The following is an 11,998-nucleotide window of genomic DNA, read 5'->3' as shown; positions in this document are numbered from 1 at the left end:
AGGTGCAGCCGTCACGGCGTGAAGGCGTGCTACGGCAGCTTGGCGATCACCTTGATCTCCACGTCGAATCCATACAGCCAGGTCACGCCGATACCGGTGAGCGTGGGATACGGCGCCTCACCCCAGTACTCCGGAACGACGGCCCACACCCGCTCGAATATCTGCTCGGGATTGACCAGGAACACGGTCACGTCCACGACATCATCGAACGTGCAGCCGGCCGCGCCGAGCACCGCACTGAGGTTGTCGAATGCACGCCGCACCTGCGCCTCCAGCCCAGGTTCGGGCGAGCCATCTTCGCGGCTGCCGACCTGGCCGGAGACGAACAGGAAGCCATTGGACCGCACTGCCGGCGAGTAGCGGTTGCGCTCGTACAGGGCCTGGCGGCCCGGCGGAAAAACGACGTCACGTGTTGCCATGAACCACCTCTGCCTTGGGCCGATACCGGCCCATCACGAATGAAAGGCCACAGTAGACCGCCATGCGCACCGGATAAACGCGGTCTGCTGTCCCACATTGTTTGTAGAATCCAAACAATCATCCTCCCCGTGGAAGGCAGATGGACCGGTTCGATGCAATGCAGGCCTTCGCCCGGGTGGTGGACACGGGCAGCTTCACCAAGGCGGCCCAGACGCTGCACATGAGCCGCACCACAGTCACCCAACTGGTGCAGCAGCTGGAAGCGCGGCTGCGGGTGCGCCTGCTCAACAGAACCACCCGGCAGGTGAATGTCACTGCCGATGGGGCGGCCTACTACGCGCGCGTGATCCGGCTGCTGGCCGATATCGATGATGCAGAAACCAGTCTGTCCAGTGCCGCGTCAGCCCCGCGCGGGCGGCTGCGGGTGGATGTGCCTGCCCCGTTTGCGCGGCTGGTGCTGGTCCCTGCGCTGCGCGACTTCCTGGCCCGCTATCCGGAGATCCAGCTCGATCTGGGCGTCAGCGATCGCCACGTCGACCTGATCGACGAGAACGTGGACTGCGTGATCCGGGGTGGACAGATCACGGATCAATCGCTGGTCGCCCGCCATATCGGCGATCTGCCGGCGGCCATCCACGCCTCGCCTGCCTACCTGCAGCAGGCAGGCCTACCCGCCCATCCGCAGGACCTGGAGCAGGCCCCGCATCGCGTGGTCGGCTACCTTCGCTCGCGCAGTGGCACGGTACTGCCCTACACCCTGCAACGTGGCGACGAACAGGTCACCGTGAGGGGACGCCAGCTGCTTGCGGTCGATGATGGCAACGCCTACCTCGCCGCAGGCGTGGCGGGCCTGGGCGCGCTATGGCTTCCCGACTACATGGCCGCCCCGCATGTAGCCGCCGGTGAATTGGTCCGGCTGTTCCCTGGGTGGCACATCGATGCGATGCCGCTCTATCTCGCGTTCCCGCCAAACCGGCATGTCAGCGCCAAGCTGCGGGTATTCATCGACTGGGTCGCGAGGCTGGTGGCGCAGCACATGCCACCTACGGGTCCTTAAGCGCGGACGGCGGACCGCACTCGCCGCGCCCCCTGCTATCGGCCACGCGTTGGCGTCCGTGGTTCCAGCGCGACCGCACGATCACCGGGTGTCTTCTTCAGCGGTGCGATGACCAGTGTGTCGCCCCTGCAGACATCCACATCGCGGTAGACCACCCGTCGTCCGTTGCGGAACGCGACACGAAGATCGAACCGGCAGCCTTCGTCGGCCAGGCGGACCATGGCGCTGCCGCCGCCACCCGCCAGGACATCGATCGACCGGGGCGAGAACGCTTCCGAGCCTGCAGGCGCGACGTCGAGAGTCACCACGCTGTCGTGCGCCCGGTTGAGCAGGCCCAGGTAACGCGCCTCTGCGCCGTGGGCGGTACCGGCGCACATCAACGAGGCGAGCAGGAGGGGTCGGATCAGGATCATGGTGGTGCTCCAGGCGGGTGATGGACGCCCGCATCACGCGCCTGCTGGCTGGATCCGCCAACCGATCCGGGACGAATCGTCGCCACGACGTGGCCAATCGTAATGGGCCGTCATGGCGCTTCCCGCGCTCCCCCCGCCTGCCTAAGATGAGCGTCGCCAGAGATGCCTGGCCCGGAATCGACCATGTACATCCGCCTCGGCAGCACCCGGATCCGCCTGTCCCGCTATATCGCCCTGTGGACGACGGTGGCCCTGGTGTTTGCGCTCCAGACCTCGATCAACGCCGGCCTGCCGAACAGTCGATGGCCCCTCTGGGACCTCATGCGCTGGTCGCTGATCCAGTGGTACACGTGGGCCGCGCTGGCCCCCACCGTCTTCCGCCTCGCCGAACGCTTCCCGGTGCGCGGCGCCGGGCGCCTGCATGGGCTCGGTGCCCAGGTGGTGGCCAGCCTGTGCATGACGTTCATTGCGATGATCGTGGGTGCGATGGTCTCCACCCTGTTCGAGCCCAGCGGTTTCTTTCAGCAGCTGGGCTACTTCCTGGAGCAGCACTTCGCCATCGGACTGCTGACCTACTGGACGCTGTTCGCCATCCAGCAGGCGATCCATTTCCACGCTGAGAAAGCCCGGCGCGAACTGGAAGCCAGCCAGTTGGCCACCGAACTGGCGCAATCGCGGTTGCTCTCGCTCAAATCCCAGCTGCAGCCGCATTTCCTGTTCAACACCCTGCACGCGATCATTACCCTGCTCGACGAGGACAAGGTCTCGGCCGAGGACATGCTGCTGCGCCTGAGCGATCTGCTGCGTGCCTTCCTGGAAGACTATGACGGCCAGGAGATCCGCCTGCGCCAGGAGCTGGACCTGATCGAGCTGTACCTGGGCATCCAGCGCATCCGCTTCAAGGATCGGCTGACCACCCGCACATATATCGCCCCGGACACGCTGGACTGCGCGGTGCCCAGCCTGATCCTGCAGCCGCTGGTGGAGAATGCCCTGCGTCATGGCATCGGCCAGCGCCTGGGCAGCGACACCATCGAGATCGAGGCCCGCCGCGACGGTGACGCACTGTGCATCGAGGTACGCAATCGCAACAGCACGCTGACGGCCGAGCCAACCGCAGCGGCCGGGCACGGGATCGGCATGTCCAATACCCGTCTGCGCCTGAAGGAACTCTACGGCGAGGCGGCCGAGGTGAGGCTGGACATGATGTGGCCGGAGGGGGTGGTGTGCCGCATCCGCGTGCCATTCCGGGAACTGGAGAGCGCCGAGGATGCACCCGAGTTCTTCCCGGGCAGTGCACCGGCATGAGCCTCACCGTGCTCGTGGTGGATGATGAGCCGATCGCGCGGCATGCGGTCATCCGGTTGCTGCGCGATGATGCGGATGTCGAGATCCTCGGCGAATGCGGCGATGGCGTATCGGCGGTCAATGCCATCCGCGACCAGTCGCCGGACCTGGTGTTCCTGGACATCCAGATGCCGGCGATCACCGGCATGGACGTGGTCGCCACCATCGGCGCGGAGCGGATGCCGGCCACGGTGTTCGTCACCGCCTACGAGCAGTACGCGGTAAAGGCCTTCGAAGCCAATGCCGTGGACTACCTGGTCAAACCGTTCAGCCGGGAGCGCTTTGCCGCCACGCTGCAGCGGGCGAAGGCGCGGCTGTCGGCGGCCAGCGGCGTGGGCTCACAGGCCTCGATGCAGATCCTGCAGGCGCTGGATGCACTGCGGCAGCGGGACGACTACCTGCAGCGCATCCCGGTGCGCGTGGACGAGCATGTGGTGCTGGTGGCGGTGGATGACATCGTCTGGATCAAGGCCGCGCGCAACACGGTCGAGATCCACCTGGTCGACCGCGTGCACGAGCTTCGCGAGACCATGGCCACCCTCGCCGCCCGCCTGGACCCGCGGCATTTCGCGCGCGTGCACCGCTCGGCGATCGTCAATGTGCGCCGGGTCAAAGCGATCCACCCGTGGTTCAACGGCCACCACGTGGTGACCATGGATACCGGCCAGCAGCTGCGCATGAGCCGGTATCAGAACGAGGCGTTTCTCAAGCTGGTGGCCACACGTAGCGAATGAGGCGGTTCAGTCGGGCAGCCGCTCGCCCGTGCGCAGGGTCAAGACCTCAACGCCATCGGCAGTCACCAGCACCGTGTGCTCGGCCTGCGCCGAGAGCTTTCCATCACGGGTGGTGACGGTCCAACCGTCGTCGCTCATGTCGATGGCCGCGCGACCCTGGTTGATCATCGGCTCGATGGTGAAGGTCATGCCTTCCTCCAGTTCCAGCCCATCACCGCGACGGCCGTAATGCAGCACCTGCGGCTCTTCGTGCATCTCCTGGCCGATGCCGTGGCCGCAGAACTCCCGCACCACGCTGTAGCCGTGCGCCTTGGCATGCTGCTGGATCGCGAAACCGATGTCACCCAGCGTCGCCCCCGGGCGCACCACCCCGATCCCCTTCCACATCGCCTCGCGGGTCACCCGCACCAACCGTTTGGCCGCGTAGTCCACCTCGCCGATCAGATAGGTCTTGCTGGAATCGGCGATGTAGCCGCCTTTCTCCAGAGTGATGTCCAGATTGACGATGCTGCCGCTGCGCAGGATGTCATCCGACGATGGCACGCCATGGCAGACCACGTTGTCGATGGAGGAATTGAGCACGTAAGCGAAGCCATACTGGCCTTTGCTCGCCGGACGGGCGTGCAGTTCATCGATGATGAAACGTTCCACCCAGTCGTTCACCTGCAGCGTGCTCATGCCCTCAAGCGGCAGCTGGTCCAAGGCTTCGAACACCTGGGCCAGCAGGCGCCCCGATGCGCGCATCAGTGCCTGTTCTTCAGCGGTCTTGATCATGCTTCGGCCACCCGCAACGCGCCAGGCTCGACGCCCGCGGCCCGCAGCTCACGGTTGACGATATCCTGGTAGGTCGAGCCGGGATTCATCTCGCACAGCATGCCGATCTTGATCCAGAAGCCCGCCTGGGCATTGATCGAACGGCCGGAGACGCCGCTGGCGCGGCGCAGGTTGTCGTGCAGTTCGTCGTCGATGTTGACGATGCCCATGGGCAGCCCTCTGAATGTTGATATACGCATCATATATGTTTCATATATTGATGTGTGGGGCGTTCGCCCAAGGTGTTCAGGCGGTGTAAGCCGTTGCCTCGATCTCGAACAGCATGCCGTCCAACGCCAGGCGCGGCACCGGGATCAGCGTGCAGGTCGGCGCACGACCCAAGGGCCAGCGGCGACCGATCTGATCGGACAGGATGCCGAGCCGATCCTGATCGTGATCCACCACCAGTACGGTCAGCTTGGCCACGTCGGCCAGGGTTGCACCGGCCGAGGCCAACGCCAGGCTCAGGTTGTCCAGCGCCTGGGCAACCTGCGCCTCGAAGCTCGGCGACAGAGCGCCATCGGCGGTTTCCCCGCCCTGCCCGGCGATGTGGATCACGCGTGCCGGCAGCCGGACCACCGCCACGTGGGAATAGCCGTTCCCGGTCGGGTCGTACAGGCCGGACGGATTGATGAAGCCGAACAGGCCGGCGGGCGCAACAGGAGCATCGATCAACATGGGTCAGGCGTCTTCAGGGGGTGGGCGCGCAGTGTCCGGCCTCAACTGCGGTTGAGGTCAACGCAGTGCCTTGGAATGCTGCGGTGCAGACATCAAGGTTCCGCCTGCGCGCCTCAGGTCCAGGCCGGATCGGCCGTGAAATCAATCGTCAGCCAGAACTCACTGCCGCGCGCATCCAGTCGCTCGGCGATCTCATCACGCAGCCGGTCCACGTTCCCGATGGTGCCGATGACCGTGTCCGGGTGGGTCAGGATGTGGATTTCGACGAAGCGCATGCGGCCCATCTTGGCCACGTGGCTGGTGAAATCCAGATAGCCGTGCTCGACGACGAAGTCCTTCATCACCGCCTGCACGCGCGCATCCAGCGTATCCGGCGCCACCTGCAGCACTTCGCGCATGGCCTTCCAGGCGCTGCGCAGCGGTACCGGCAACACCGCGACACTGATCGCGGCCAGCACCAGCGGATCCAGATAGGGAATCCAGTGGGCATGCGCGCCACCGCGCAGCAGCAAGGCGATCGCGAAGGCCAGCACCACGGCCAGGCTCATCAACCCGCTGAGCAGCCAGGCGCGCACGTCCAGCCACAGCAGGGCCGAATGCAGCTGCATCGCACGGGTACGCACGAACGCCGCCATGGCCAGGTTGCTCACGCACAGGACGGCGGCCCACAGCAGCGCAGGCCCCGCCTTGACCTCATGACCCCCGGTGGTCAGCCCGATCACCGAGTTGGCCAACGCATAGATGCAGGCCAGCGACAGGATCGCCCCGCCAAGGGCCTCCACCATCGGCTCCAGGTGCCAGTACCCATACTGGAAGCGCGGGCTTTCTTCCCGCGCCACCAGCCGCAGCACCGACAATGCCACCAGGGTCAGCGCCACATCCACCAGGCTGTAGACGCCGTCGAACAGGATGGCCTGCGAGCCTACCAGCAGGCCACCGACGAAGCCGATGGCGCTGACCGCCATCGTCACCCCGATGGAAAACGTGAGGACCCGCTGCTCGCGTGCTGTATCCATCGCTGGCCGAGGGTCCTGCGCGCAGGCGTCAGACCTTCAGCACCTCCACCTTGTAGCTCGGCGCATCGCCGTCGGTATCGATGATAAGCCCGTGCACATCCGACTCGAAGCCCGGGAAACGCGCGTTCTGCTCGCGGGCGATCCGCAGCGACTGGATGATCGGCTCATCGCTGGTGCCGAAGCGCTCACCCGGCATGATGGTCGGAATGCCCGGCGGGTACGGCACCAGCATGGTCCCGGCAATACGGCCGCTGATCTGCTCGATGTCGACCCGCTCGATCTGGCCGCGTACGAGGTGGTCGTAGGCCTCGGCCGGCGTCATCACCGGCTCGGGCAGATCCACGTACATCGCGCGCATCACCTGGGCCACGCCGAACTCGGCGTTGAAGGCATGCAGCGCATCGCACAGATCGCGCAGGCCCCAGCCGGCGTAGGCGATCGGGAACTCGGCGGCCAGCTGCGGCAGCGCGCGGGTCAACGGCGCGTTGCAGTCGTAAAGCTCCTTGAAGGCCATCAGCTCGGTGACCAGGGTGCTCCACTTGCCCTTGGTGATGCCCATCGAGAACAGGAACAGCACCGAATAGAGATTGGTCTTCTCCACCGTGATGCCGCGGGTCCACAGGAACTTGCTCAGGACCGCGGCCGGAATGCCGCGCTGGCCCATTTCGCCGTCCATCGACAGCCCGGGCGTGAGCAGGGTCACCTTGATCGGATCGATCAGCACGTAGTCGTCGACCAGGCCATCGAAGCCGTGCCAGTGCGCATCCGGCTGCAGGTACCACTCGCTGCGCTTGGCCACCATCGGGGCCGGTGCATCGCCCTTGGCCAGCGAGCGCTCCAGCTTGTCCGGCTGCCAGACGCTGAACCACCAGTCGTCCCGGCCCAGGTCCTCGCGCACATGCAGCATCGCGCGGCGGAAGGCGATCGCTTCGTCATGCATCTCCTGCACCAGCGATTCGCCGGCCGCGCCCTCCATCATCTTGGAGGCCACATCGCAGGCCGCGATCACCCCGTAATGCGGGCTGGTGGTGGTGTGCATCATGAAGGCTTCGTTGAAGCGCTCGGCGTCCAGCTCACGGGAAGCCGCGTTGCGCACGTGGATCATCGAGGCCTGCGAGAACGCGGCCAGCAGCTTGTGCGTGGAGTGCGTGGTGAAGATGATCGCATCCTGCTCACGCGGCTTGCCCTTGGCCATGCCGTAATGGTTCTCGTAGAACGGATGGAACGCGGCGTAGGCGTACCAGGCTTCGTCGAAATGCAGGAAGTCCACCGCGCTGCCGATCTCCTCGGCGATCTTCTCGGCGTTGTAGCAGAGGCCGTCGTAGGTCGAGTTGGTCACCACCGCGATGCGCGGCTTGGACCCGGCCTTGTAGGCCTTGCTGGCCAGCGGGTTGGCAGCAATGGCCTGCTGCAGCGATTCGGGGGTGAACTGATCCAGGCTGATCGGGCCGATGATGCCGTGCGCGTTGCGGCTGGGGGTGAAGTAGACCGGGATGCCGCCGGTCATGATCAGCGAATGCAGCAGGGATTTGTGGCAGTTGCGGTCGACGAACACCACATCGCCCCGCCCCACGGTTCCGTGCCAGACGATCTTGTTGGCGGTGGAGGTGCCGTTGGTGACAAAGAAGGTATGGTCGGCGCCGAAGTTGCGCGCCGCCTCGTTCTCGGCCTCCCTGATCGGGCCGGTGTGGTCCAGCAGCGAACCCAGCTCCGGCACCGAGATCGACAGATCGCTGCGCAGCGTGTTCTCCCCGTAGAACTGGTGGAACGCACGTCCCACTGGCGACTTGGTGAACGCCACGCCGCCGGCATGCCCGGGCGTGTGCCAGGAGTAGTTGGATTCGGCGGTGTGGTGGATCAGGGCCTTGAAGAACGGTGGCAGCAGATTGGCCATGTAGTCTTCGGCCGCACGCATCACCTGGCGCGAGATGAAGCTCTTGGTGTCTTCAAACAGGAAGATGTAGCCGTGCACGAACTTCAGCAGCTTGCTCGGCACCTTCTCGATCGTGCGTCGTTCGCCGTACAGGAAGACCGGCAGGTTGGCGCGCCGGGCCGTCTGCTCGCGCAGGAAGCCCAGCAGGCGCTGGAACTGCTCCGGGTTCTCCTCGGTGCCATCGATGGAGATCAGCACCGCCGAGGCCGCCACATAGGTGCGCGCACCGGCCTGCGCATCGGCCAGGGTCAACCCGCACAGCACGCGCTGGTCATTCTTGCGCAGCTCGTCCACCAGTGCACGGATCAGGATGCCGCCGATGCGCGGGGATTCGTAGTCATCGTCGATGACGATGATCGGGTAATCAAGGGACTTGAAGTACACAGGGATTCTCCTGGGGGAAGATCACGAAAGCGTCGTGCGGACGGCGGCGTCGAGCGCGGGCAGCTGGCCGCGCTGGCGGCGACGCTCCTCGCTGAAGAACGGATAGAACACCGTGATGAACAACACGAACAGGAAGGCGTACTGCACGATGTTGCCGGCCGAGCCGAAGATCGCCCACAGGCAGTACACGACGGTGACACTGGTCAGCAGCCAGAACGCGCCGGTATGGACCAGCGTGTGCGAGCGCTCCACCACGAAATAGCAGGCCACGCAGGAGTAGATGTACGGCAGCAGCGTCAGCACGACCGCCGCGGAGGTGATCACATCGAACTGGGCCGAGGCGGTCTTGGAGGTGGAGGTGACCAGCACCGCCAGGGTCATCAGCACCGCCACGATCAGCACGCCCTTTACCGGCACGTCATCCTTGTTGGTCCTGCTGAAGATGCTGGGGAACAGACCGTCATCGGAGGCGGCCTTGGCGCTCTGCGCGGTCAGCAGGATCCAGCCGCCGAGCGAGCCGGCCGCACCCACGAACGCACACAGGCTCACCAGCGCCCCGCCCCAGCCGCCCACCGCATTGGCAGCCGCCAGTGCGAACGGCGCATCGGACACCTGCAGGTCGCCGTTGGGCACCATGCCCATGATCACCGAGGAGCTGGCGATGTAGGCGATCGCCGCCAGGAACACGCCGGCCAGCGTCGCGCGGGCCACGTTCTTCTCGGGGTTTTCGACCACACCCGCGGTCACCGACGCCGATTCCACGCCGATGAAGGCCCATAGCGTCAACGCCGCCGCACTGGAGATCGCGCCGAAGTTGGATTCACCGGAGACGTTGTAGGCGCCCTTGAAAATGGTCGGATCGAAGAAGAACCAGCCGAAGATCGCGATGCCCAGGATCGGTACCAGGGCGAAGCTGGTGGTCACCGTCTGCAGCTTGCTGACGAACGACGGGCCGATGACGTTGGCGAAGCTCAGCGCCCACACCAGCGCCAGCACGGCGATGCAGCGCGGCAGCGGCTCGGACAGGATCGGGAAGAAGTAGCTGAAGTAGCCGACCGCCGCGATCGGAATGGCAACGTTGCCGATCCAGTTGGCGAACCAGTAGATGGTGTTGGTCTGGAAGCCCATGTAGGGGCCGAACCAATCGCGTGCATAGGCATACGGGCCACCGGCCTTGGGCGCGAGCCTGCCGAGCTTGGCGAACACGAACGCCAGCAGCAGCGCGCCAGCCGTGGTGATCAGCCAGCCCCAGATGGAGGCGGTGCCGATCTTGGCCAGGCTGGAGGGCAGCAGGAACACCCCCGACCCCATCATGTTGCCGGCCACCAGGAAGGTGGCGCCGACGACCCCGATTTTCTTTGCTTGTGCCATGACGTTTGCTCCTTTGCCAGGCAGGGACCCGGTCGTGCCGGGCGGTGGGAGTTACTTGATGAAGTTGTATTGCAGGCTGCCCTGCAGCCGCATCGTGTCGCCGCGTTGCCCGCGTTGCTGTTCCAGTTGTCCGTAGAGCAGTTCCATGCCCATCGTCCACGACGGTGCCGGGCTCCAGAGCAGATTGAAGACGCCATAGCGGCTCTGGCGGAACGCATCGGCGGCCAGCGCCTCGTTGCGCCCGCTGGTGAGCTGGCCGTAGATCAGGTTGGAACGCCAGAGCGGCGACCAGTAATGCGTGTAACCGACGAAACCGCCGTACAGCGACAACGCCTGCATGCGCCCGTCTGCGGTCACCACCGCATCCATGCCCGAACCGGTCAGGTCGGCTGTATAGCGGGCCAGGCCCTTGCCACCGAGCATCCCGAACAGCAGCAGGTCCTGCTCGCCCACCGCGGCCGAGCCACTGAGTTGCAGGCCGCCGGCGAAACGACGGCCGTCGCCTGCATCGCCGTCGTAGCCCAGGCTGCGGGCGACCGCGCCCAACTGCAGATGGCCCCAGTCGCGCTCCATGCGCGCGGTAACGGTGACATCCGGCAGTTGATCGACCGGCATGATCCCCTCGGCGGGGTTGCTCAACTGGGTATCCGGATCTTCGGCAGCCACGGTCAGCGTGTTGCCCTTGCCCATCGCGAAGCTGTGGTGGATGCCGGCCACCAGCAGGTAGCCCGCCCCCCCTGGCCCGGCGAAATCCAGGGTGTCGGGCAGGCTGTCGGCATCCATGAAGGTCGAATAGCCATAGCCGGCGTAGGTATTGCCGAGCTGTCCGTAAGCATGGCGCAGGCGGAACTGATAGCTGTCGCTGCTGCCGAAGAAGTCGTTCTCCAGGTAGAAGCGCAGGTTGCCATGGGTGGTCGGCCGCCGCGCTTCAAAGCTGAAGCGGGTCTGCTTGGCATGCAGGGTGAAGTTGGAGACATCCCGGTGCGCACTGCCGACCGGGATCGAGGAGGTAATGAACTGCTCCTGGTCGCCGGCCGCCCGTGAATCGGCGATCGCATCGAGCTTGGCGTAGCCGCCGATGCGGATCAGCGTATCGGTGTTGGGGATCGCGAAGAAGCCTTTCAGCTCGGGATCGGTCGGGCCGGCGGCGCTGTCCGGGCGGGATGCGGCGGTGGACGGATCAGCAACGGAGTCGCGTTGCGGAAGGATGGCCTGCCCCATGCCGGGCACCTGTGCCTGGGCGGTCAGGGGCGCTGGCGAAGGTGCGGCGGGGACGCTCGTGCTCGGCGCAGGTGCCGCCGTGACCCTCGGTGACGTGGGCGGAGGTTTGCCGGATTCGATGGCCTGCAGGCGCTCTTCCATCTGTTCCAGCGTCTGCCGGAGCGTCTGGATGTCCTGCCGCAACGCGGCAGCCGAATCCTGCGCATGGACCGGCGCCGCAGCCAACGCTGCCACGCATGCGACCGTCAACACAGCCAAGCGCATCACGTCCTCCTTGAACCGTACACAGTCCCGCGGGTCAACACCGGCTGACGTTCACAACGTCGCAGGTGGTGAGCACGCAGCCCGGCACTGCAATGCGCGCGACCTCTGCCGACGCGTGGTTCGGTGGCGGTCACGCCATCGGACACATCGCCTGCATGGGTACGCCCGCACGGGATCCCCTCATCCCTGATGACCGCCGCGTTGACGCGCGGCCGCCAGCGCTCTGAGTAACAATCGCAAAGTGAGAGCGCCGTGAACGTTCTCAGGCAGTTTTCTGACTGGGTGGCCAGGTATCCGCTGCAGGCGGGGAAATCCAGGAGATAGCGCATGCAGGGAAGCGTAGCGAC

The 11,998-nt window shown here is 65.6% G+C and carries 12 protein-coding genes; 3 read left to right on the top strand and 9 right to left on the bottom strand.

Annotated elements, in window-relative coordinates; all coding sequences use genetic code 11:
• Positions 1-29: 29 nt before the first annotated feature.
• Entirely contained in the window at positions 30-419 is a 390-nt protein-coding gene (locus ABE483_RS00670; protein ID WP_346480842.1) for a RidA family protein, read from the bottom strand.
• A 140-nt stretch (positions 420-559) separates the two neighbouring features.
• On the opposite strand from ABE483_RS00670, the gene ABE483_RS00665 reads away from it, so the two are divergent.
• Entirely contained in the window at positions 560-1,477 is a 918-nt protein-coding gene (locus ABE483_RS00665) for a LysR family transcriptional regulator (RefSeq protein ID WP_346462596.1), read from the top strand.
• Positions 1,478-1,512: 35 nt separating this feature from the next.
• Here the strand turns inward: ABE483_RS00665 and ABE483_RS00660 are convergent, their stop codons facing one another.
• Positions 1,513-1,890, bottom strand: coding sequence for a hypothetical protein (locus ABE483_RS00660; RefSeq protein ID WP_313211168.1), 378 nt, complete (start codon positions 1,888-1,890; stop codon positions 1,513-1,515).
• 183 nt (positions 1,891-2,073) lie between these two features.
• Here ABE483_RS00660 and ABE483_RS00655 point away from each other — a divergent pair, with 183 nt between their 5' ends.
• Positions 2,074-3,198, top strand: coding sequence for a histidine kinase (locus ABE483_RS00655; protein WP_346462598.1), 1,125 nt, complete (start codon positions 2,074-2,076; stop codon positions 3,196-3,198).
• Complete coding sequence (locus ABE483_RS00650) at positions 3,195-3,971, top strand: response regulator (RefSeq protein WP_313211166.1); 777 nt, start codon at positions 3,195-3,197, stop codon at positions 3,969-3,971. Before ABE483_RS00655 ends, ABE483_RS00650 begins: the two co-directional genes overlap by 4 nt.
• Positions 3,972-3,977: 6 nt before the next feature.
• On the opposite strand, the gene map is transcribed toward ABE483_RS00650, so the two are convergent.
• The 7 genes from map to ABE483_RS00615 form a co-directional block, all read right to left on the bottom strand.
• Positions 3,978-4,745: a type I methionyl aminopeptidase gene (gene map, locus ABE483_RS00645; protein WP_313211165.1), complete on the bottom strand. Its 768-nt coding sequence runs from the start codon at positions 4,743-4,745 to the stop codon at positions 3,978-3,980.
• On the bottom strand, positions 4,742-4,954 hold the full coding sequence (locus ABE483_RS00640; RefSeq protein ID WP_346462602.1) for a ParD-like family protein: 213 nt from the start codon (positions 4,952-4,954) through the stop codon (positions 4,742-4,744). Before ABE483_RS00640 ends, map begins: the two co-directional genes overlap by 4 nt.
• Before the next feature lie 76 nt (positions 4,955-5,030).
• Positions 5,031-5,462, bottom strand: coding sequence for a RidA family protein (locus ABE483_RS00635; protein WP_346480841.1), 432 nt, complete (start codon positions 5,460-5,462; stop codon positions 5,031-5,033).
• A gap of 113 nt (positions 5,463-5,575) precedes the next feature.
• Complete coding sequence (locus ABE483_RS00630) at positions 5,576-6,478, bottom strand: cation diffusion facilitator family transporter (RefSeq protein ID WP_313211162.1); 903 nt, start codon at positions 6,476-6,478, stop codon at positions 5,576-5,578.
• A gap of 28 nt (positions 6,479-6,506) precedes the next feature.
• A complete protein-coding gene (locus ABE483_RS00625) occupies positions 6,507-8,795 on the bottom strand; it encodes an Orn/Lys/Arg decarboxylase N-terminal domain-containing protein (RefSeq protein ID WP_346480840.1) in 2,289 nt (762 codons plus the stop codon).
• A gap of 21 nt (positions 8,796-8,816) precedes the next feature.
• Positions 8,817-10,166 carry an arginine/agmatine antiporter gene (gene adiC, locus ABE483_RS00620; protein ID WP_346480839.1) on the bottom strand — a complete coding sequence of 450 codons (1,350 nt, stop codon included), beginning with the start codon at positions 10,164-10,166 and terminating at the stop codon, positions 8,817-8,819.
• 51 nt (positions 10,167-10,217) lie between these two features.
• The gene (locus ABE483_RS00615; protein ID WP_346480838.1) at positions 10,218-11,651 is read right to left on the bottom strand and encodes a DcaP family trimeric outer membrane transporter; all 1,434 of its coding nucleotides are present in this window, start codon (positions 11,649-11,651) and stop codon (positions 10,218-10,220) included.
• Positions 11,652-11,998: the final 347 nt, after the last annotated feature.

It is taken from the genome of Stenotrophomonas sp. TWI602 (genome assembly GCF_039674045.1).
In the GTDB taxonomy this organism is placed as follows: Bacteria; Pseudomonadota; Gammaproteobacteria; order Xanthomonadales; family Xanthomonadaceae; genus Stenotrophomonas.
Note: the sequence above shows the minus strand (reverse complement) of the source record. Positions and strands in the feature narration are given on the sequence as shown.